The sequence below is a fragment of the Rhizobium sp. USDA 3886 genome, from assembly GCF_056279785.1.
In genome coordinates, this window is the sequence record NZ_JBWCDC010000003.1 from 1,437,354 (window position 1) to 1,456,684 (window position 19,331).

The window sequence follows — 19,331 nt, forward strand, 5'->3', positions numbered from 1 at the left end:
ATGGAATGCGAATGACAGAAAAGCGCGTGCATCTGGTCTTCAAGACCCATCTCGACATCGGCTTCACCGACCACGCCGAAAAGGTCCGCCGCCAGTATCATGAGCGCTTCATTCCGCAAGCGATCGAAACCGGCGCGCATTTCTACGCAGAAAATCCCGATGCCCCGAAATTCATCTGGACCACCGGCGCGTGGCTGATCTGGGACCATCTGAATTCGTGCGCGCCGGAAGAGGTGGCAAAACTGGAGCAGGCGATCGAGCGCGGCCTGATCCGCTGGCACGGCCTTCCGTTCACGACCCATACGGAGCTCATGTCGCCGGATCTTTTCCGGGCCGGGCTTTCTTATTCGCAGGAATTGGATCGCCGCTTCGGCAAGAAGACGATTGCTGCCAAGATGACGGATGTGCCAGGGCATACGCTCGGCATGGTGCCGCTGCTGGCCGAGGCCGGGCTCCGTTTCCTGCATCTCGGCGTCAACACCGCCTCGCCGCCGCCGGAGGTGCCCGATATCTTTCGCTGGCGCGCGCCCGGCGGCGAAGAAATCGTCGTCATGTATCAGCGCTCCTACGGCGAAACATACTTCCCGGACGAGTTTGCGGATGGTCTCGGCTTTGCGCACACAAGTGACAATATAGGCCCGCAAAGCGTGCCGCAGACAGCCGACGTCTATCGGCACATGCACCAGCGTGACCCGGATGCCACCATCCGTGCCGCGACACTTGACGATTACGGCGCGCTTCTTTGGGAAGCGCGCGAACGCTTCCCCATCATCGAATTCGAACTCGGCGACAGTTGGATCCACGGCAGTGGAAGCGATCCGCAGAAAACCGCGCAGTTTCTCGCCTTGCAGAGGATCTACGACCGCTTCGCAGCAGAGGGCCTGAATTCCAGCCGCCTCGCATTCGGCCGAAAGCTGACGATGGTTGCAGAACATACCTGTGGCGTCGACATCAAATCCTATCTCCGCGACGATCAGGCCTGGTCCCGCAAGGATTTCGAAACGGCCCGAAAGAGCGATTACCGCTTTGCCTACGCCGAGGCGTCCTGGGAAGAACAGCGCGCCTATCTCGATGACGCCGTCCGGCAGTTGGATGGCGCGGATGCAAAGGCCGCGCAGGCCGTCCTTGCCGAGCTTTCTACACCTGCATTGATCTCGGGGATCTCGGGCAGGGAGCAGACGACCCGCCTGACCGTCGACGGCTGGACCATCGATCTCGATCCTGTAACGGGCGACATTTCCGCTCTTGCGGCGCCCGCCGGCAGGAAGATTGCCGGCCGGGGCGGATCGCTGGTCGCCTATCGATACGAGAGCTATGATGCCGGCGATGTCGCCCGGCATATGGATACATACCTCACGCACCGTCAGGAATGGGCGATCCTCGATCACGACAAGCCGGGCCTTGCCCGCTCCGGTGCAGCCTTATCGAGGGCCCATATGCCGACATTGGAGACGGCCTGTCCGGCAGGCGTGCTGCTTGCGATGCCTGAAGAAGCGGTCAGCCGATGCGGTGCGCCGGCACGTGTCACGCTGCAATTTTTATCGCGTGGCGATGCGCTCGAGCTTCGGCTGACAATGTATTCAAAAGCGGCAAACCGCATGCCGGAGGCAAGCTTTCTTTCCTTCACGCCGGAGGCGGAGGCCGAATGGAGCCTGCGCAAGATGGGGCTCTGGCACAAGTCGGGGAACATTGCTCGAAGCGGCGGCGCTCAACTCCAGGCCGTCACCGGCGTTCGCGCCAATATGGATGGGGCCTTGCTGTCGATCGAGCCGCTCGATACGCCGCTTGTCGCGCCGCAAAGTTGGGATTTCATGACTTTCTGCAAGGAACGTCCTGATTTCGCAGACGGTGTGCGCTTCAACCTGCACAATAACAAATGGGGGACGAATTTCCCCATGTGGTGGGAGGGCGATTTTTCGGCGCGCTACCGGATCACGGTCACATAGGTGCGCCAGGGCATATTTTAGGTCACAGAAATACAGTAGCCGCCGGGATACCAATGTCGTGAGAAATTACATTGGCAGCAGCCGAAGGATCGCTGTTATGTGCAGCAAAGCTTTCTGAATGCGTTAGTCGCGGCCGTTGCTCTTGCGCTGACGTCCCCGTCAGAAGGAACGGGGAGGGTGCCGATGACCCGCCTGATCTGCAGATCGCCGATCAGCAGGCTTATAAACCACTCGGCCGCCAGGCTTGCCGACGGCGCAGCCATCGCGCCAGTCTCTAGGCCGCGCTCGATTAATTTCTCGATCAGCGGAAAGACGGAATCGCGGCCCGCGGCGGCTATCGTCGCACCAAGTTCGCCACCATCGTCGGCAGCGGCAGCTCTGTTCAGGGAAATCGCTTTCTCCCCAAGAAGCATCGAAAGCAAGATCGGAGCGACCGCCTCAAGGGCCGTCAAAGGATCGGCTCTATCCATAACCGCCGCATCAAGCGCCGCCTTCGTTGCCTTGGCATTGCTTTCGACCATTGTCTTGAACAAGGCATTCTTGTCTGCGTACCAGCGATAGAGCGTTTCGTTTGATGCTTTCGCCTCCTTAGCAATGGCGAGCATGGAAGTGCCGCCATAGCCTCTCTCTCGCAGAAGCTTATAGGCCGCCTTCTCAATTGCGGCGCGACGCTTGGCTTTAATCTCTTCCTGCATTCCAACCTCTGAAATCCCTTGACTGGAACCGTACACATCTATACGCATGCGTAAAGGTGTACAGGTATGTACGGATAGGAGGAGGGCAAATGCCCAGGGTGGTTACCGGATTTGCGGTCACGTCGATCGTCTTCTGCGGGGCGATCTTCGGATTCTTTTATGCTTGGGTTTGCTCCACAATGTGGGGCCTCGATCAAGCCGACCCACGCGTGGCGATTGCGGCCATGCAAGCGATGAACGCGTCGGTTCGCAACATGCTTTTCTTTCCGGCGTTTTTTCTGACGCCAGTTGTTCTGGGGCTGACCGCCATCCTAACGAATTTCAAGGGTCATAAGGTGTCTGCGTGCTGGTTTGCATCGGCGACGGGCGTCTATCTGATATTCGGCCTCTTTCTCACGCTCACAGTGAACGTACCCATGAACAAAGCGTTGTCTGAGATCGCCGTGCCCGATGACGTCGAGACTGCGCGCAAGATATGGCGTGATTACTCACACAGATGGCAGTTCTGGAATCAGGCGAGAACTGCCGCCTCAGGTATCGCGCTGGCTTTTGCGGGTTTAGGTCTAGCGAAGTTGTAAGGAAGCGGACTGGACGACCGCATGGATCGGACCTTCTTATCCGTTGTGCCATTCCGGATACTAATATATTACTCCTTGCAAATCCCATGGGGACGGCAATCTATTGCTGTTTCCTGCTGTGTTTTGACGGAGCGATTTGATGAGCGAAACGCGTAAAAAGCGCTCCTTAGCAGGTGTTACGCACTTCTCCCATCAACGTGCCACGGCACCCCGGGCCGCGACCCTCGTCTACAATGCTTTGCGCAACGACATCCTTTCGCTGCGTCGCAAGCCGATGGATCTGCTCAGCGAGAAAGCGCTCGAGGCACAGTTCGGCGTCAGCCGGACGCCGATCCGCGAGGCGATCCTGCGTCTATCCGACGATGGCCTCGTCGATATCTTTCCGCAATCCGGCACGTTTGTTTCACGCATTCCGCGCCATGCGCTCTATGAGGCGATCCTCGTGCGCAAAGCCCTCGAGACGACTACTGTCGGCCTTGCCGTCGAGAAGATGACGCCCGCCGGCATCCGTCTGCTCGATCGCAATGTCGATGATCTTGGCGCCTGCCTTCGCGATGGCGACGTGACCGCATTCCACCTGTTTGACAAGGACTTCCACAAGCTGATCAGCGATATCGCCGGTTTCCCCGGCATCTGGGAAATCATCGAGCAGGTCAAGGTGCACAGCGACCGTTACCGCCTCCTGACGCTGCCACGGGAAGGCCGCCTTGCGCGCGTCATCGAAGAGCATTCGGCGGTCATCGGCTGCATGCGCAACGGCGACAAGAAGGGTGCCGTAGAAGCCATGGAGCTCCATCTCGGCAGGCTTCTATATGAGGTCGAAAGGGCCGAAATCTGGGATCAGAATTACTTTATCGAGGATGCGAAAAACCCCTTCGTATCCGCTGAAAAGAAAGGACATTTTCAATGAAAGTCGACGTAAGACACGCTTCGCACCCCGAGGCCGTTCGCGGCTACGACACCGACACGCTCCGCCGCCACTTCCTTGTCGAGAGCGTCTTCGAAGGCGGCGAAATCAGGCTTACCTATTCGCATTACGACCGCATGGTGATCGGCGGCGCAATGCCGCTCGGCTCGGCGCTGGAATTGACGGCGCCAAAGGCAATCGGCCAGGACACCTTTCTTGCCGAACGCGAACTCGCCGCGCTGAATATCGGCGGAGCCGGCCGCATGGTGGTCGGCGGCAAGGCCTATGATCTTGCGAAATACGATTGCCTCTATGTCGGCAAGGGTACGATCGATATCTTCTTCGAGAGCAACGACGTCAATAATCCGGCGAAGTTCTACCTCGTTTCGACGCCGGCACATCAATCGCATCCAACGGTGCTTCTGACGCGCGAACAGGCACGGCATCTGACGTTCGGCGAGGCAACGACTGCCAACAAGCGATCGATCTACCAGTTCATCCATCCCGAGGTCTGCCAGTCCTGCCAGCTCACCATGGGCCTCACCATTCTGGAGCCGGGCAGCATCTGGAATACCATGCCGAGCCACATCCATGACCGGCGCATGGAAGCCTACCTCTACTTCGACCTCGATGCCGACCAGCGCGTCTTCCACTTCATGGGCGAGCCGCAGGAAACCCGGCACATGCTGCTCGCAAACGAGCAGGCGATCATCTCGCCGCCCTGGTCGATCCATTCAGGGGCAGGCACCAAGAACTACAGCTTCATCTGGGCAATGGCCGGAGACAACAAGAGCTTCACCGACATGGACCACATCGCGATCGCGGATCTGAGGTAAGTCCAATGGCAAACCCTTTCGATCTTTCCGGCCGCGTTGCCATCGTCACCGGCGCCAATACCGGGATCGGCCAAGGCATTGCCTTGGCGCTCGCGGAGGCGGGCGCCTCGATTGCTGCCGTCGGCCGTTCGTCCATGGATGAAACCGGGGCGATGGTCACGAAGGCCGGCGCGCGCTTTCAGGTCATCAAGGCCGATCTCGGCACGATCGAGCCGGTAAAGCGCATCGTCTCTGAAACGCTCTCGACCTTCGGTGCCCTCGACATCCTCGTCAACAATGCCGGCATCATTCGCCGTGCGGATGCGATCGACTTCACCGAGGAGGACTGGGACGCTGTCATCGACGTCAACCTGAAGACCGCCTTCTTCCTGTCTCAGGCGGCTGGTCGCCACATGATCGAGAAGGGCAGGGGCAAGATCATCAACATCGCCTCGCTGCTCTCCTTCCAGGGCGGCATCCGTATCCCGTCCTATACGGCCTCAAAAAGCGGCCTTGCGGGCATCACAAGGCTGCTTGCCTGCGAATGGGCGGGCAAAGGCGTCAACGTTAACGCGATCGCGCCTGGCTACTTCGTCACCAACAACACGACGGCGCTGCGGGAAGATCCGGATCGCAATGCCGCCATCCTGGCGCGTATTCCTGCGGCGCGCTGGGGAGCGCCTGCCGAGCTTGGGGGTGCTGCCGTGTTTCTGGCGTCGTCGGCATCCGACTACGTCCACGGCACCATCCTGCCCGTCGATGGCGGGTGGCTGGCGCGCTGAACGATTCGCACCGTCCAGGCGCAGGCCCTTGGTCAAGCGAAGCCTCGGCGATTCCTCAGACGAGGCCCTGCGCCCTCTTCCGATAGACCCCGGGGTCCGGGATCGGCACGGCGGCGATGAGCGCTTGCGTGTAGTCGTCCTTTGGACTCTCGAAAATCTCCCGCCGCGTTCCCGTTTCGACGATCCGGCCGCCACGCATCACGGCGACGTGGTGCGACATACGCTCGATGACCGCCATGTCGTGCGAGATGAAGAGATAGGCAAGACCGATCGTCTCCTGCAGTTCGAGCATCAGATCGAGTACGCGGGTCCGCACCGATACATCGAGTGCGGCAACGCTCTCGTCGGCGACGATTAGCCTTGGCCCGACAGCGAGCGCACGGGCGATGCAGATACGCTGGCGCTGACCGCCGGAAAATTCGTGCGGGTAGCGCGTAGCGGCATCCGGCGTCAGGCCGACGCGCCGCAGCAGATCGGCGACACGATCCCGCCGCTCACTCTTGCTGCCGATGCCGTGGATAACCATCGGCTCGGCGATCGCTGCACCCACCGCCATGCGGCTGTCGAGCGATGCATAGGGGTCCTGGAAGATCATCTGCGCCGACCGCCGCACCGGCCGCAACGATCGCTGGTCGAGACTCGCGATGTTTTGGCCGTCAATCAGTACGTTGCCGGTGAAAGGGATAAGGCCGAGGACTGCCTTGCCGGTCGTCGACTTGCCGGAACCGCTTTCGCCGACAAGGCCAAGCGTTTTTCCCGGCAGAATATCGAAGGATATGTCGTTGACGACCTGAACAGGCGCCTTGCCCTTGAAAATCCGGCCGACGGGGCTGCCGTAACTCACGTTCAGCCCGCGCACATTCATAACCGGCGAGCGGTCGCTGCGCTCCGGTTCGATCGTGATTGGGGTCACCCGCGGCGGGCCGTCGGATCCGGCAAGCGCGCCGAGGCGCGGCACTGCGGCGAGCAATTGTCTCGTATAGGCTTCCTTCGGCCGACTGAAAATCGCAAGCGACGGACCCTCCTCGACGATGCGGCCGTTCTGCATAATGGCAACGCGATCCGCCATTTGCGCGACCACGCCCATGTCGTGTGTGATCAGGATGATCGAGGTGCCGAATTCTGCCTTGAGTTCCCGCATCAGCTTCAGAATCTGCGCCTGGACTGTTACGTCCAACGCAGTGGTAGGCTCATCAGCGATCAGCACCTTGGGCTGGCAGGAAAGCGCCATGGCGATCATCACGCGCTGACGCATGCCGCCGGAAAGTTCGTGCGGAAACTGCTTGATGCGTCTTGCCGGTTCGGTGATCTGCACGGCGTCGAGCATCCTCAGCACCACGGCTTCGGCATTTTCGCCGCCCTGATGCTCCCGGATCGCCTCTGTCAGCTGCGCGCCAATCGACATGACTGGATTCAGTGACGTCATCGGCTCCTGAAACACCATGGCGATATCGCCGCCGCGCACACTGCGCATCGCGCGGTTGGAGAGAGTCAGAAGGTCCCGCTTTCCAAGCAGGATGCTACCGGAGGTGACGCGCAGCGAGGTCTTCGGCAAAAGCCCCATGACGGCAAGTGACGCCACCGATTTTCCGGAGCCGGATTCCCCTGCGATGCAAAGCGTCTCACCGCTTGTAAGATCAAAGCCGACGTCCCTAAGCACCGGCTTCAGGCCTTCGGGCGTCAGGGCATCGACGCTGAGGTTTCGAACGGAAAGAACAGGCGCCCCAATCGAAGACAAGATCACGCGAATACGATCCTCGGGAAGTAGAAGGAAACCACCCAGTTCGGCTGATCGACGATTTCGCTGATGCGAAGATCCCCGCAGACCGAGCAGAGCAGGTAGGCATCGATGGCGTTCATCCCATGTTCGGCGCCGAGCAGGTCGACCATGCGCATGACGCTTTCGCGTGCGCCCGTCATCAGGTCAGGACCGATGCCGGTCGTGACTTCATAGCCTGCCCCATCGAGATGCCGGGTAACCGGCTCGGTTGTCGTAAAACGCGGCGTCTGGAGCCTCGCGTCCTTGACGAGTTCGATCGTCGCCTCGACATTCATCTGGCTTTCGATCGCCGTGCCGCAGACTTCGCCGTCGCCCTGCGCGGCATGGGTGTCGCCGATCGAAAAGAGTGCGCCTTCGACCTCGACCGGAAGGTAGAGCGTCACGCCGGCCGTCAGATCGCGAATATCCATGTTGCCGCCGACTCGGCGAGGCGGCACCACCGAATGCGTGCCGGCCTCGGCCGGAGCAAGGCCGATCGTGCCGGCGAACGGCTTCAGCGGTACACGGCCGCCGGGGCCATAAAGTGCCGGCACCATGCTGTTGGCGTCATAGGACCAAACATGCAACGCCGGGTCCTTGAACTGATCGGCAAGCAGACCAAAACCCGGAATATTGGCGGTCCAGCCGACGCCCGACGGGACGAATTTGCGGAGCGTCACCTTCAGCGCATCGCCGGGCTTGGCGCTTTCGACGTAAACCGGACCGGAAACCGGGTTGATCTTGCCGAAATCGAGATTATTCAGGGTCTCGAGCGTCGCATCGTGGCCAAGCTGGCCCCCGGAGGAATCCAGGCATTCGAAATGGATCGTCTCGCCGGGCTTGGCGATCACGGCCGGTGCGAAGTTCTTGTTCCAGCCGAAATTGTGCTGGGCGCGGTGAATGGTGTGAGTGCAGGCGATGCACATGGGGTGTCTCCCTCGCTTTATTGTCGCCCTCCCGTGGGCGGGAAGGCGTTCGATCCGTTCAGGGTCTACTGATTGACGTAGATCGCGTCGTAGTTGATGACGCGCGTCGGATCGATGTAGATGTTGTCGGCGCCGCCCATGCGCAGCGACTTTGCAACGACGCGCCGCTCGTTGATCACCGGGACCCACGGCGCATCAGCCATGATGTCGGTGAAGATCTTGCCCCAGGCAGCGGTGCGCTCTGCGACCTTTGCCGGGTCGGACATGGAGTCGGCCGCAACCGCCCGCTTGTCGAGATCGGCGTTGCAATACCAGGACCAGTTCCAGCCGCCCGGAACCGCGCCGGCGCAGCCGAGGATCGGGCCGTAGAAGTTCGACGGATCCGGGAAGTCGGCGATCCAGGCCATGCCGCCCGACCAGATCATCGGCGCTTCGCCTTCCGTGCCGCCGGCCGAAATGACGTTCGCCTGCGCAAGCGCGCGGATTTCGGCCTTAATGCCGACGGCTGCCAGATCCTGTTGCAGCGCTTGCGCGATACGTGGCTGCGGGTCTGTGTTGGTCGAGTAGAGCGTGGTTTCAAAGCCGTCCGGGAAGCCTGCTTCGGACAGTAGCGCCTTTGCCTTCGCAACATCGTAGGAGTAACCGGCAAACGACTTGTCATAGCCCGGCATCAGCGGCGGCAGCGGCTGGGTGGCGGGTGTGGCGCGGCCGTTGAGGATGCGCGTGATACGCTCCTTGTTGATCGCCAAGTTGACGGCCTGGCGAACCTTGACGTTGTCGAGGGGTTTCACTTTGGTGTTCAGCGTCACATAGCCGGTATGCAGCTGTTCGCCGTCGACGATCATCTGCGGGCCCTCGGCCGAATTCTTGATTTCAAGGAACTTTGCCGGCGGAATGCCGTCGCCGGCGATATCGACCTCGCCCTTCTGAAGGCGAAGCAGTGCCACCAGCGGCTCCTGGCCCACTTCGACGGTGAAGCTGTCGATATGCGGCGTGTCCTTGACGTAATAATCCTTGTTGCGCTCGAAGATGAGCTTCTGACCGATCGTCCAATCCTTCAGGACGAAGGTGCCGGAGCCGACCGGCTTCTTGCCGAAATCACCGGCTGCTGCCTCGACCGCCTCCTTCGGCACGACCGAGGCGAAGTTGATTGCGAGAACATGCAGGAATGTGGCGTCGGGGCGGGAGAGATTGAAGACGACCGTGCCGTCGTCGGGTGCCTCGATGCCGGAAAGTGTGGCCGCCTTGCCGCCCGTCACATCTTCAAAGCCCGTGATGGCGCCAAAGAAGCCGGCGCCAGGCCCCTGCGTCTTCGGATCGACGGCCCGTTCGATGGAATATTTGACGTCGGAGGCGACGACTTCGCGGCCGTTCGAGAATTTCACGCCCTTGCGGAGCTTGAAGGTATAGGTGAGGCCATCCGGCGAAACGCTAATGGTTTCGGCGAGCGAGGGCACCAGGTTCGGCGTGCCGGGCTCATAATCCATCAGCCGGGAATAAAGGCTCTTGATCATCGACCAGTTGACCCAGTCATAGCCGATTGCCGGGTCAAGCGTGGTGATGTCGTCCTTATAGGTGACGATGATATCGCCGCCCTGCTTGGGCGTTTCCTGCGCCATGACCGAGAGCGGAGCGAGCGCCATCATCGTTGCCGTGGTTGTGTGTTGAAGCCAGTGTTTGAACATCGTGGTTCCCCTTCTTTGGTTGCTGTCAACGTGTGCGGATGCGCGGATCGATGACCGGCGCGATGAGGTCGGCAAACAAATTGCCGATGACGATGGCGAGCGCCGAAACCAGCGTGACGCCCATGATGATCGGGATGTCCACCTGCTGGATCGCCTGCCATGCGAGCTGGCCGATGCCCGGCCAGCCGTAGACGGCTTCGACGACAACCACGCCGCCCATGAACTGGCCGATGTCGATGCCGATCATGGCGATGATTGGGAGGACGGCGTTGGGAAGTGCATGGCGGAAGATGATGCGGCGGGACGAGAGCCCCTTGGCACGTGCGGTGCGAACATAATCCTGGTTGAGCACGTCGATCATTGCCGAGCGCACCATGCGCGCATACCAGCCGGCGCCGAGAATGCCGAGGGTAGAGGCTGGCAGCACCACATGGGCGAGCGTGCCGTAGCCGCTCATCGGAAACCAGCCAAGCATCACGCCAAAAACGTAGAGCAGGAGAAGTGCCACGACGAATTGCGGCGCTGAGACACCGACGAAGGAGGCCATCATCACCAGCCGGTCGACGAAGCCGCCGCGGCGCACGGCTGCGATCGTGCCGAGGATCAGACCGAGCGTCACTTCGACCAGGATACCTGCGAGCATCAAGGTCAGCGTAGCGGGCAGGCGTGCGGCAATCAGCGTTAAGACCTCGGTCTTCTGCGCATAGGAGCGGCCGAGGTTGCCGGAAAGCAGATTGGCGAGATAGGTCCAGAACTGCAGGAGCAGCGGCTGGTCGAGGCCGAGCTGGGCGCGGATATTGGCAACAGTCTGTGCCGTGGCACTTCGGCCGGCGATCATGCGGGCCGGATCGGCCGGCAATGCATAGAGCAGCAAGAAAGTGATGGCGGCAACGCCGAGGAGGATCAAAGCGGCCTGCATGAGACGGCGAAGAACGAGAAAAGCCATCAGCCTCTCCCCCGCTGCGTCGGATCGAGGATATCGCGGAGCGCATCGCCGACGAGATTGAAGGAAAGGGCCGTCAAGAGAATGATCGCGCCGGGAAAGAAGACGAGCCAGGGAGCCGCCTGGAAATAGCTCTGGCTTTCGAAGATGATATTGCCCCAGGAGGGCTGCGGCGGCTGAACGCCGATGCCGAGAAAGGAAAGTGTGGCTTCGAGAAGCACGGTCGTGGCGATGCCGAGCGTTCCCCAGACGATGGCCGTCGGGATCAGGTGCGGCAGGATATGCATGAAGAGAACGCGTAGATGCCCGGCACCGAGCGAGCGTTCGGCCATGATGAAGTCGCGCTCGGCAAGGCTACGGGTTTCCGTGTAGACGATGCGCGCCACCTGCACCCAGTTGACGAGCGCGATCACCATCGCAACGATCCAGAGGCTTGGCCTCAGGAGAGCCGCGAGCATGATGGCGAGAAGCAGCGCCGGAAAGGCCGTCATCAGATCGGTGAAGCGCATCAGCACGTTGCTGGCGAAGCCTCGAAGATAGCCGGCGACAATGCCGATGAAGAGACCGATTGCCACTGCGATCCCGTTTGCCACCAGACCGATGACCAGAGAGGTGCGGGCGCCGAAGAGCAGGCGCGAGAAAAGATCGCGGCCGAGCGTGTCCGTTCCGAGCAGGAATTGGCCCCCCGGTGGCAGCGGCGCTCCGTCGAGCGACAGGCCGTCGAACATTTGGTCGCCGGGGTTAAAAGGAGCAAACCAGGGCGCACCGAGTGCAAGGATGATGACGAAAACAACGACGACGAGGCCGAAGAGTGCCGATGGCTGACGCACGATGGCTTTGAGAACACGCATCAGCCGGCTTCCGGCAAGGGCTCGGCACCACCGAGAATGAAGGCGGCGATCTGTTCCATCGGCAGGCGGCGGCGCATCGCACAATCGCGAAGGATCGCGTAGGCGCGTTCTTCGTCAATGGCGCGAACGCTCATCAGCTTTTCGACGGCGGCATGAACGAGTGGGCGCAGCCGCACACGTTCTTCCAGATATAGCATCTGCGCGGCAGCTTGCTTGCGCTCCTCGTGGATCGAGACGGCCATGACCAGAGCGGGATAGACGGCGGAGGTGGCGATCGGCTTGGCGATGATCGCGCCCGCACCCTGTTGCAGTGCCCAGGCGATGCGACCCGGCGCTTCAGAACCGAGCAGCGCGACCACGGGGCAGGGCACCGCGCCGTTCCACGGCAAGAGATCGTCCCAGCCCTGATCCGCATCGACGATCACCAGATCAGGCAATTCGGCGGCCGAAAGCGGCGCCCATTGCTGTGTCGGGCGAATACCGAGCAGGCGCAGTTGGCGCATCAGCCTTTCGGTGTTGCCATCCTCGCGGTGGATGACCGCAACATGCCAGCCTGTGAAATTAGGCGTGTCTCTCATGACACCACCCGCAGTCTCGGCGCTGCCTGCCTGCTACGTCCAGTAAGATAGGGGTCGGCGGCGAGCGGGGGACGGGAGGTGACGATATCGAAGCCGTTTTCCGAATTGATGCGGCCGAGGTGAAACGGCAGCGCTGCATGGTTTGTCTCTGGATCGATCGAAAGTGCGCCAAAGACCGTCGGCCACACATTGCCATAGAGCTCGCGGCGGACAGCTGCCGGCTCGTCGCCGCCTGCAGCGAGGATGGAGTCGGTGCAGAGCCTGACGGCCGTATAGGCGCTGGCAAAGACGCCGGAAACGCGGCGCGCCGCGCCATGTTGCGCAGCAACGCGAACCTTGAATGCGGCGTTTTCCGGCGTGCCGAGATTGTCGAAATAGGATGCGGCGCAAAGCTGGCCTATGGCGGCCCCCGCCGCGATGTCATCCAGCTCGCATTCCATCAGGTCGCAGCTGACGACCGGGCAGTTTTCGGCACCAAAGGCCGGATCGCGGTCGCCGAGCTTCTTGATTGCCTCGAGGAATGCATAGCTCGAAGGGCCGATCAGATTGTTGAGGATGAAGCTCGGACGGCGCTGCTCGATATCGGCGACGATACGGTCGACCGCGGTTTCTTCGAGTGGCAGATAGCGTTCGCCGAGAGTTTCGCCGCCGGCATTGGTGATAAGCTCGCGGGCGAGCCGGTTCATCTCCCAGCCCCAGACGTAGTTTGCGCCGACGAGATAGGGGCGGGCGCCGAAACGCGGGATCAGGTGTTCGAAGAGCGGGATCAGGTGCTGGTTTGGGCAGCCGCCGAGATAGATGACGTTCTCGTTTGCCTCGAAACCCTCATAGGGGCACATGTACCAGAGAAGTCCGTCATGTTTTTCCACAAGCGGAATGACTTCCTTGCGCGCGGCGGACGTGATCGTCCCGACGATATGGCGGCATCCGGTGCGCAGCAGGTGGCGGGCGCCTGCGAGGTAGGCGGCAAGATCGGCATGCGGATCAAAAAAGACCGGCTCGATCGTCCGCCCGGCTGCTTCTGCAAACTCCTCCATCGCAAACTCTGCGCCGGCGCGCGCGTCGCGGCCCATCGATCCGTAGGGTCCGGTCGTCGAAAAGAGAATGCCGACCTTCAGCGCTTCATTCATGCGGAACCCCAAAAACCAAAAGCCCCACGACGCGGTCCCATCGGCGATGGGGCGTCATGGGGCAAAACTGCCCGGCGACTATCGAAGTCATGTGATCGCGGCAGCAATTTGCCTAATCCGCAGGCGTGAATAAAATACAGGCAGTTCGGCTTGTCAAGGGCGCCAGACATGCAGGCTCTGCTTTTGTTGAGAGGGGCTCCCATTCCATCAGGACCACATTGAAGTCATTGACATTGGGGCTTGAACCGGTCTGGAGATGGCCGCCGATCAAGGCGAAGGCCGAGCAGCCATCCCTTCGTCTTGACACCAGCAACACCCGACTCTAACCTTTCCTCATTCACCAGGGGGGTCCCGGCAAGGGGCTGAGATACTGCTGACGTGCGCAGTGACCCGTTGAACCTGATCCAGTTCATACTGGCGTAGGGACGGTGCGAGCGCTTAAAAGGCTTTGGATTCACGCGTGTAATCCGGGCCGGCGTCTTTCCATCATTCCGGCTGAGGACTGGGTCTCCAATCGCAACTTGGAGCCTCAAACCATGAACATTGCCGCAAAGAACCTCACCCCGACCGTTACCACCGGCCCTCTGCCGGCATCCCGGAAGATCTGCATTCCAGGAGAGATTCATCCTGACGTCCGCGTGCCGATGCGCGAAATCAGCGTCCATCCGACTTCGGGCGAACCGCCGGTCATCGTCTACGATTCCTCCGGCCCCTATACGATCGAGGGCGCTGACATCCGTATCGAGGAAGGCTTGCCTCAGCTTCGGCGCGACTGGGTGCTCGCCCGCGGCGATGTCGAGGCTTATGACGGCCGCCATGTGCGGCCGGAAGACAACGGCTTTGCCAGTGGAGAGCGGCTGACGCCCGAATTTCCAGGCCAGCGTCAGCCGCTGCGGGCCAAAGGCGGCAAGGCTGTCACCCAGCTTGCCTACGCGCGCGCCGGCATCATCACGCCGGAGATGGAATTTATCGCCATCCGCGAAAACCTCGGCCGTAAAGCGCAGGGCGAGCCCACGGTCCGCGACGGCGAAAGCTTCGGCGCCCATATCCCCGACCACGTCACACCGGAATTCGTCCGGCAGGAAGTGGCAGCGGGCAGGGCGATCATCCCTGCCAACATCAATCATCCGGAAGCCGAACCGATGATCATCGGCCGGAACTTCCTGGTTAAGATCAACGCCAATATCGGCAATTCCGCCGTCACTTCGTCGATGGCCGAAGAGGTCGAAAAGATGGTCTGGGCGGCGCGCTGGGGCGCCGATACCGTCATGGATCTTTCGACGGGGCGCAACATCCACAACATCCGCGAATGGATCATCCGCAACTCACCGCTGCCGATCGGCACGGTGCCGCTCTACCAGGCGCTGGAGAAGGTCGAAGGCATTGCCGAGAACCTCACCTGGGAGGTCTATCGCGACACGCTGATCGAGCAGGCCGAGCAGGGAGTCGACTATTTTACGATCCATGCCGGCGTACGCCTCCATTACATTCCGCTGACGGTCAACCGTGTGACCGGCATCGTCTCGCGCGGTGGGTCGATCATGGCGAAGTGGTGTTTGCATCACCACCGCGAGAGTTTCCTCTACGAGCACTTCGAAGAGATCTGCGACATCTGCCGAGCCTATGACGTCTCCTTCTCGCTCGGCGACGGCCTGCGCCCCGGTTCGATTGCCGACGCCAACGATGCAGCGCAATTCGCCGAACTCGAAACCCTTGGCGAATTGACGAAGATCGCCTGGTCGAAGGACTGCCAAGTGATGATCGAAGGGCCTGGGCACGTCCCGATGCACAAGATCAAGGAAAACATGGACAAGCAGCTTGCCGTCTGCGGCGAGGCGCCCTTCTATACGCTCGGGCCGCTGACGACCGATATCGCACCTGGCTACGATCACATCACCTCAGGTATTGGGGCTGCGATGATCGGCTGGTTCGGAACGGCGATGCTTTGCTATGTCACGCCGAAGGAGCATCTGGGTCTTCCCGATCGTAACGACGTGAAGACCGGCGTCATCACCTACAAGATCGCAGCCCACGCCGCTGATCTCGCCAAGGGACACCCGGCCGCCCGTCTGCGGGACGATGCGCTGTCGCGCGCCCGCTTCGAGTTTCGCTGGGAGGATCAGTTCAATTTGTCGCTGGACCCCGAAACTGCGCGTTCCTTCCACGACGAGACCCTGCCGAAGGAGGCCCACAAGGTCGCGCATTTCTGCTCGATGTGCGGCCCGAAATTCTGCTCCATGCGAATTTCGCATGACATCCGCGCTGAAGCGCAGAAGGAGGGGCTGGACGCGATGGCGGCAAAATACCGCGAGGGCGGCGATCTTTACATGCCGGTCGAAGCCCTTCAGCATTCGGACGACTGAGATGCGCGTGCTTGTCAAAGGGGCCGGCGTCGCCGGCCTCACCGTTGCGCATGAGCTTTGTAGCCGCGGCGCCCACGTTACAGTCGTGGATCCGAATGAAGGTCTAGATCGCGCCGCATCCTGGCTCGCCGGCGGGATGCTGGCGCCCTGGTGCGAGCGGGAAAGTGCTGGCGAGGCTGTGCTACTGCGCGGCCTCGATGCCGCCGACCGATGGGATGTGATGGTGCCGGGAGAGGTGCGACGGAACGGTACACTCGTGGTCGCGCCAGTCCGCGATCTTGGTGAACTGCAGCGCTTTTCCGGCCGCACGACAGGTTATGAATGGCTGGATGAAGAGGCTATTGCCGGGCTGGAACCGGCCCTTGCCGGTCGCTTCAGGCAAGGCCTGTTCTTCTCCCGCGAAGTCCATCTCGATCCGCGCGGGGCGCTCACCAGGCTGCGGGAGAGGCTTGCGACGCAGGGAGTTTCGTTCATTCGTGACCCCGGCAAGCGCGACTTCGATGATTGTGTTGATTGTACGGGTGCGGCGCAGATCGGCAAGGCCGACGGCCTGCGCGGCGTTCGTGGCGAGATGCTCTATTTGAAGACCCACGAGGTGGACCTTGCCCGCCCGGTTCGCCTGCTGCATCCCCGCATCCCCGTCTACGCCGTTCCGCGCGGCGACGGACTTTTCATGGTCGGCGCTACGATGATCGAGAGTGACTTCGATGGGCCGGTTTCGGCGCGCTCGTTGATGGAACTGCTGAATGCCGCTTACGCGCTCCATCCGGCCTTTGCGGACGCAACCGTCGTTGAAACGGGAGCCGGAATCCGCCCAGCTTTTCCCGACAATTTTCCCCGCGCGTTCCGTCACGGAAACACGGTTTTCCTCAATGGTTTCTATCGCCACGGTTTTTTGCTGGCGCCGGCGATGGCGGCCGAGGCCGCCGACCTTGTCTTCAGCAGACCCGAACAAGAAGGAATGTACCCATGAGACTGATCGTCAATGGCGAACCTCAGGATATCACCGCCAAGACGCTCTCCGAGCTGCTGACGCTGATGGAATACGAGGGTGAGTGGCTCGCGACCGCCGTCAATGGTGAACTCGTCCACCGGGAGAATCGTGCCGGCCATGCTCTTAATGAGAACGACCGGATAGAAGTCCTGACCCCGATGCAGGGAGGTTGACCTATGCTGAACCTCTATGGAACTGAAATCGCGTCCCGTCTACTGCTCGGCACGGCCCGCTATCCTTCACCGGCGATACTGACTGAGGCCGTCAAGCGATCTGGAACCGAGATCGTGACGGTCTCTCTGCGCCGCGAGACCGCCGGCGGCCGGAACGGCGGCGCGTTTTTCGAGATTATCCGAGCGCTCGGTGTGCGCGTGCTGCCCAATACCGCCGGCTGCCACGGCGTTTCCGAAGCGGTGCTGACCGCCAAGATGGCGCGCGAGGTGTTTCAGACCAACTGGATCAAGCTGGAGGTGATCGGCAATCACGATACGCTGCAACCCGACGTCTTCGGACTGCTCGAAGCCGCGCATGTTCTCGCCGGTGAGGGTTTCGAAGTCTTCCCTTATACCACCGACGATCTTGTGGTGGCGGAACGGTTGATAGACGCGGGCTGCAAGGTGCTCATGCCCTGGTGCGCGCCCATCGGAAGTGCCGCAGGACCTCTCAATCTCTCGGCCCTTCGGGCGATGCGCGCGCATTTCCCTGATGTGCCGCTGATCGTCGATGCAGGCATCGGAAGGCCATCGCATGCGGCAACGGTCATGGAACTCGGCTTCGACGCCGTGCTCCTCAACACGGCTGTTGCCAGCGCCGGTGACCCCGTCGCCATGGCCGATGCATTCGCCAAGGCGATCGAGGCGGGCAGGCAGGCATTTGGCGCCGGCGTGCTGGAACCGCGCGACTTGGCGGTGCCTTCGACACCGGTTATCGGAAAGGCGGTCTTCGCATGAGGCTCGATCCTTTCTATCTGATCGTCGATAGCGCCGAATGGATCGCCCGACTGGTGCCGCTCGGCGTCAAGCTCGTGCAGCTCCGCATCAAGGACGGGACTGAGGCCGAGATCCGTGGCGATATCCGCAAAGCAAAGACAGTCAGCTGCGCGCATGGATGCCAGCTGATCGTCAACGACTACTGGCAGCTGGCGATCGAGGAGGGATGCGATTTCCTCCATCTCGGCCAGGAGGATCTGGCTGGTGCCGACCTTCGTGCGATCCGCGCGGCCGGTTTGAAGCTGGGGCTCTCGACCCACGATGATGTCGAGCTGGAGACAGCGCTCGCAGCAGAACCGGACTACATCGCGCTTGGTCCTGTCTATCCGACGATCTTGAAGCAGATGAAATGGGCGCCGCAAGGGCTGGGACGGCTCAGTGAATGGAAGGCGCGGATAGGCAATCTGCCGCTTGTCGCCATCGGCGGGCTCAATGTCGACCGCATCGACGGTCTCTTTGCCCATGGCGCAGACAGCGCTGCCGTGGTGACCGACATCACGCTGAACAGCGATCCGGAGGGGAGAACCAGGCAGTGGCTGGAAGCCACTGCGAGATGGAGACGCTGATGGTCTTCATGATCGCATCTCGCACGTGAAGAGAGCCAACTTATAAACGAGGACGTCCAGGGAGCAGGTCAACCGGGCGTCTGATCGCGGGAGGTCGGCGTGGAGGCTTTCGCGGCCTGGGTGCGCGCCCATGGCGACCGATTCTAACTTTCGACGATCACCATCGCCGAGATCGAGGCGGGCATTGCCCGTGCCGTCAGGACCGCCGCGACAACGAAGGCGGAGAACCTGCGCCGCTGGTTGTCGGCGGTCGAACATTTCTATGCCGGGCGCGTCCTGCCGTTCGGCATAAAGGAGGCCCGCCATGCCGGCTTGATCCTCGATCAGGCGCGAGCCCACGATCCCCGCTTCTAGGATATTGCTATTGCGGCCACCGCCTCCGCGCACGGGCCTTACTGTTCTGACAGCCAATGAGCGTCGTTTCGAGCCGCTTGGCGCTTCCTGACCGGCTTTCATTCGCTCATTGGGCGGAATAGTAAGCGTCACCAGCTCTTGGCGCGTGGCGGGTGAGACGCCTATCGACCCTTCGCCATCGGAGAATTCGAGCACCGGGAATTCGGGGAGTGGCAATATTACAGCTCCCACACCGGCGCAAAACGACCCTTGGGAGGATGCCGGAGGCAGGCGCTCGCAACTGTCGATGTGATGTCGGCAGATGCGGCGGCACTCAAGATGAGTGCAACGTCATTTATGATCCGGCGTCAATAAACTCCGGGAGAAGAAGAGTTGCGGCGACTAGATTCTTGCGGCCGCGATCAGAAGTCCCGCCCAGAACAGCGCGGCCATCTCAGCCGCAACCAGAAAACCGAAAACTGTGTCGTTCA

Annotated in this window: 19 protein-coding genes and 1 riboswitch; of the genes, 10 read left to right on the forward strand and 9 right to left on the reverse strand. The window is 61.2% G+C overall.

What is annotated here, in order from left to right:
• Nucleotides 1-11 precede the first annotated feature (11 nt).
• A complete protein-coding gene (locus ACZ9BX_RS29795) occupies nt 12-1,946 on the forward strand; it encodes a DUF5054 domain-containing protein (protein ID WP_476221839.1) in 1,935 nt (644 codons plus the stop codon).
• Between the two features lie 95 nt (nt 1,947-2,041).
• Here ACZ9BX_RS29795 and ACZ9BX_RS29800 read toward each other — a convergent pair whose 3' ends face one another.
• Entirely contained in the window at nt 2,042-2,641 is a 600-nt protein-coding gene (locus ACZ9BX_RS29800; protein WP_476221840.1) for a TetR/AcrR family transcriptional regulator, read from the reverse strand.
• A gap of 89 nt (nt 2,642-2,730) precedes the next feature.
• On the opposite strand from ACZ9BX_RS29800, the gene ACZ9BX_RS29805 reads away from it, so the two are divergent.
• The 4 genes from ACZ9BX_RS29805 (at nt 2,731) to kduD (ending at nt 5,723) form a co-directional block, all read left to right on the forward strand.
• Entirely contained in the window at nt 2,731-3,219 is a 489-nt protein-coding gene (locus ACZ9BX_RS29805; protein ID WP_476221841.1) for an anthrone oxygenase family protein, read from the forward strand.
• 139 nt (nt 3,220-3,358) lie between these two features.
• Nucleotides 3,359-4,129, forward strand: coding sequence for a GntR family transcriptional regulator (locus ACZ9BX_RS29810; protein ID WP_476221842.1), 771 nt, complete (start codon nt 3,359-3,361; stop codon nt 4,127-4,129).
• A complete protein-coding gene (kduI, locus tag ACZ9BX_RS29815; RefSeq protein WP_476221843.1) occupies nt 4,126-4,962 on the forward strand; it encodes a 5-dehydro-4-deoxy-D-glucuronate isomerase in 837 nt (278 codons plus the stop codon). The genes ACZ9BX_RS29810 and kduI overlap by 4 nt, the downstream gene beginning before the upstream one ends.
• 5 nt (nt 4,963-4,967) lie before the next feature.
• Nucleotides 4,968-5,723 carry a 2-dehydro-3-deoxy-D-gluconate 5-dehydrogenase KduD gene (kduD, locus tag ACZ9BX_RS29820; protein ID WP_476221844.1) on the forward strand — a complete coding sequence of 252 codons (756 nt, stop codon included), beginning with the start codon at nt 4,968-4,970 and terminating at the stop codon, nt 5,721-5,723.
• 55 nt (nt 5,724-5,778) lie between these two features.
• Here the strand turns inward: kduD and ACZ9BX_RS29825 are convergent, their stop codons facing one another.
• The 7 genes from ACZ9BX_RS29825 to ACZ9BX_RS29855 form a co-directional block, all read right to left on the reverse strand.
• Complete coding sequence (locus ACZ9BX_RS29825; RefSeq protein WP_476221845.1) at nt 5,779-7,467, reverse strand: ABC transporter ATP-binding protein; 1,689 nt, start codon at nt 7,465-7,467, stop codon at nt 5,779-5,781.
• Entirely contained in the window at nt 7,464-8,408 is a 945-nt protein-coding gene (locus ACZ9BX_RS29830; protein WP_132563460.1) for an acetamidase/formamidase family protein, read from the reverse strand. The genes ACZ9BX_RS29825 and ACZ9BX_RS29830 overlap by 4 nt, the downstream gene beginning before the upstream one ends.
• A 65-nt stretch (nt 8,409-8,473) precedes the next feature.
• Nucleotides 8,474-10,093 (reverse strand): ABC transporter substrate-binding protein, encoded by a 1,620-nt coding sequence (locus ACZ9BX_RS29835; protein WP_476221846.1) that lies wholly within the window; start codon nt 10,091-10,093, stop codon nt 8,474-8,476.
• A gap of 25 nt (nt 10,094-10,118) precedes the next feature.
• Nucleotides 10,119-11,039 carry an ABC transporter permease gene (locus ACZ9BX_RS29840; protein ID WP_476221847.1) on the reverse strand — a complete coding sequence of 307 codons (921 nt, stop codon included), beginning with the start codon at nt 11,037-11,039 and terminating at the stop codon, nt 10,119-10,121.
• Entirely contained in the window at nt 11,039-11,887 is an 849-nt protein-coding gene (locus ACZ9BX_RS29845) for an ABC transporter permease (RefSeq protein WP_476221848.1), read from the reverse strand. Before ACZ9BX_RS29845 ends, ACZ9BX_RS29840 begins: the two co-directional genes overlap by 1 nt.
• Entirely contained in the window at nt 11,887-12,465 is a 579-nt protein-coding gene (locus ACZ9BX_RS29850; protein ID WP_476221849.1) for an ANTAR domain-containing response regulator, read from the reverse strand. The genes ACZ9BX_RS29845 and ACZ9BX_RS29850 overlap by 1 nt, the downstream gene beginning before the upstream one ends.
• Complete coding sequence (locus tag ACZ9BX_RS29855; RefSeq protein ID WP_476221850.1) at nt 12,462-13,595, reverse strand: transporter substrate-binding protein; 1,134 nt, start codon at nt 13,593-13,595, stop codon at nt 12,462-12,464. Before ACZ9BX_RS29855 ends, ACZ9BX_RS29850 begins: the two co-directional genes overlap by 4 nt.
• A 332-nt stretch (nt 13,596-13,927) precedes the next feature.
• Nucleotides 13,928-14,039, forward strand: a riboswitch (TPP riboswitch).
• A 92-nt stretch (nt 14,040-14,131) separates the two neighbouring features.
• On the opposite strand from ACZ9BX_RS29855, the gene thiC reads away from it, so the two are divergent.
• From thiC to ACZ9BX_RS29880, 5 genes are read left to right on the forward strand one after another with little or no spacing between them, the layout of a single operon-like run.
• The gene (thiC, locus tag ACZ9BX_RS29860; RefSeq protein WP_476221851.1) at nt 14,132-15,958 is read left to right on the forward strand and encodes a phosphomethylpyrimidine synthase ThiC; all 1,827 of its coding nucleotides are present in this window, start codon (nt 14,132-14,134) and stop codon (nt 15,956-15,958) included.
• A 1-nt stretch (nt 15,959) separates the two neighbouring features.
• The gene (thiO, locus tag ACZ9BX_RS29865) at nt 15,960-16,931 is read left to right on the forward strand and encodes a glycine oxidase ThiO (protein WP_476221852.1); all 972 of its coding nucleotides are present in this window, start codon (nt 15,960-15,962) and stop codon (nt 16,929-16,931) included.
• Nucleotides 16,928-17,125, forward strand: a complete 198-nt coding sequence (thiS, locus tag ACZ9BX_RS29870) for a sulfur carrier protein ThiS (protein WP_476221853.1) — start codon at nt 16,928-16,930, stop codon at nt 17,123-17,125. Before thiO ends, thiS begins: the two co-directional genes overlap by 4 nt.
• 3 nt (nt 17,126-17,128) lie before the next feature.
• A complete protein-coding gene (locus ACZ9BX_RS29875) occupies nt 17,129-17,902 on the forward strand; it encodes a thiazole synthase (protein ID WP_476221854.1) in 774 nt (257 codons plus the stop codon).
• Entirely contained in the window at nt 17,899-18,507 is a 609-nt protein-coding gene (locus ACZ9BX_RS29880; RefSeq protein ID WP_476221855.1) for a thiamine phosphate synthase, read from the forward strand. Before ACZ9BX_RS29875 ends, ACZ9BX_RS29880 begins: the two co-directional genes overlap by 4 nt.
• A 6-nt stretch (nt 18,508-18,513) precedes the next feature.
• Here ACZ9BX_RS29880 and ACZ9BX_RS29885 read toward each other — a convergent pair whose 3' ends face one another.
• Nucleotides 18,514-19,056, reverse strand: coding sequence for a hypothetical protein (locus tag ACZ9BX_RS29885; RefSeq protein ID WP_476221856.1), 543 nt, complete (start codon nt 19,054-19,056; stop codon nt 18,514-18,516).
• Nucleotides 19,057-19,331: the final 275 nt, after the last annotated feature.

Excerpts from the sequence above, each read along its gene's own strand:
- kduI (WP_476221843.1), top strand. The coding sequence starts at position 4,126 with ATGAAAGTCGACGTAAGACACGCTTCGCACCCCGAGGCCGTTCGCGGC.
- ACZ9BX_RS29830 (WP_132563460.1), bottom strand. The coding sequence starts at position 8,408 with ATGTGCATCGCCTGCACTCACACCATTCACCGCGCCCAGCACAATTTC.
- ACZ9BX_RS29805 (WP_476221841.1), top strand. The coding sequence starts at position 2,731 with ATGCCCAGGGTGGTTACCGGATTTGCGGTCACGTCGATCGTCTTCTGC.
- thiS (WP_476221853.1), top strand. The coding sequence starts at position 16,928 with ATGAGACTGATCGTCAATGGCGAACCTCAGGATATCACCGCCAAGACG.
- ACZ9BX_RS29875 (WP_476221854.1), top strand. The coding sequence starts at position 17,129 with ATGCTGAACCTCTATGGAACTGAAATCGCGTCCCGTCTACTGCTCGGC.
- ACZ9BX_RS29835 (WP_476221846.1), bottom strand. The coding sequence starts at position 10,093 with ATGTTCAAACACTGGCTTCAACACACAACCACGGCAACGATGATGGCG.
- ACZ9BX_RS29840 (WP_476221847.1), bottom strand. The coding sequence starts at position 11,039 with ATGGCTTTTCTCGTTCTTCGCCGTCTCATGCAGGCCGCTTTGATCCTC.
- ACZ9BX_RS29880 (WP_476221855.1), top strand. The coding sequence starts at position 17,899 with ATGAGGCTCGATCCTTTCTATCTGATCGTCGATAGCGCCGAATGGATC.
- ACZ9BX_RS29800 (WP_476221840.1), bottom strand. The coding sequence starts at position 2,641 with ATGCAGGAAGAGATTAAAGCCAAGCGTCGCGCCGCAATTGAGAAGGCG.
- thiC (WP_476221851.1), top strand. The coding sequence starts at position 14,132 with ATGAACATTGCCGCAAAGAACCTCACCCCGACCGTTACCACCGGCCCT.
- ACZ9BX_RS29850 (WP_476221849.1), bottom strand. The coding sequence starts at position 12,465 with ATGAGAGACACGCCTAATTTCACAGGCTGGCATGTTGCGGTCATCCAC.
- thiO (WP_476221852.1), top strand. The coding sequence starts at position 15,960 with ATGCGCGTGCTTGTCAAAGGGGCCGGCGTCGCCGGCCTCACCGTTGCG.
- ACZ9BX_RS29845 (WP_476221848.1), bottom strand. The coding sequence starts at position 11,887 with ATGCGTGTTCTCAAAGCCATCGTGCGTCAGCCATCGGCACTCTTCGGC.
- ACZ9BX_RS29795 (WP_476221839.1), top strand. The coding sequence starts at position 12 with ATGACAGAAAAGCGCGTGCATCTGGTCTTCAAGACCCATCTCGACATC.
- kduD (WP_476221844.1), top strand. The coding sequence starts at position 4,968 with ATGGCAAACCCTTTCGATCTTTCCGGCCGCGTTGCCATCGTCACCGGC.
- ACZ9BX_RS29855 (WP_476221850.1), bottom strand. The coding sequence starts at position 13,595 with ATGAATGAAGCGCTGAAGGTCGGCATTCTCTTTTCGACGACCGGACCC.
- ACZ9BX_RS29810 (WP_476221842.1), top strand. The coding sequence starts at position 3,359 with ATGAGCGAAACGCGTAAAAAGCGCTCCTTAGCAGGTGTTACGCACTTC.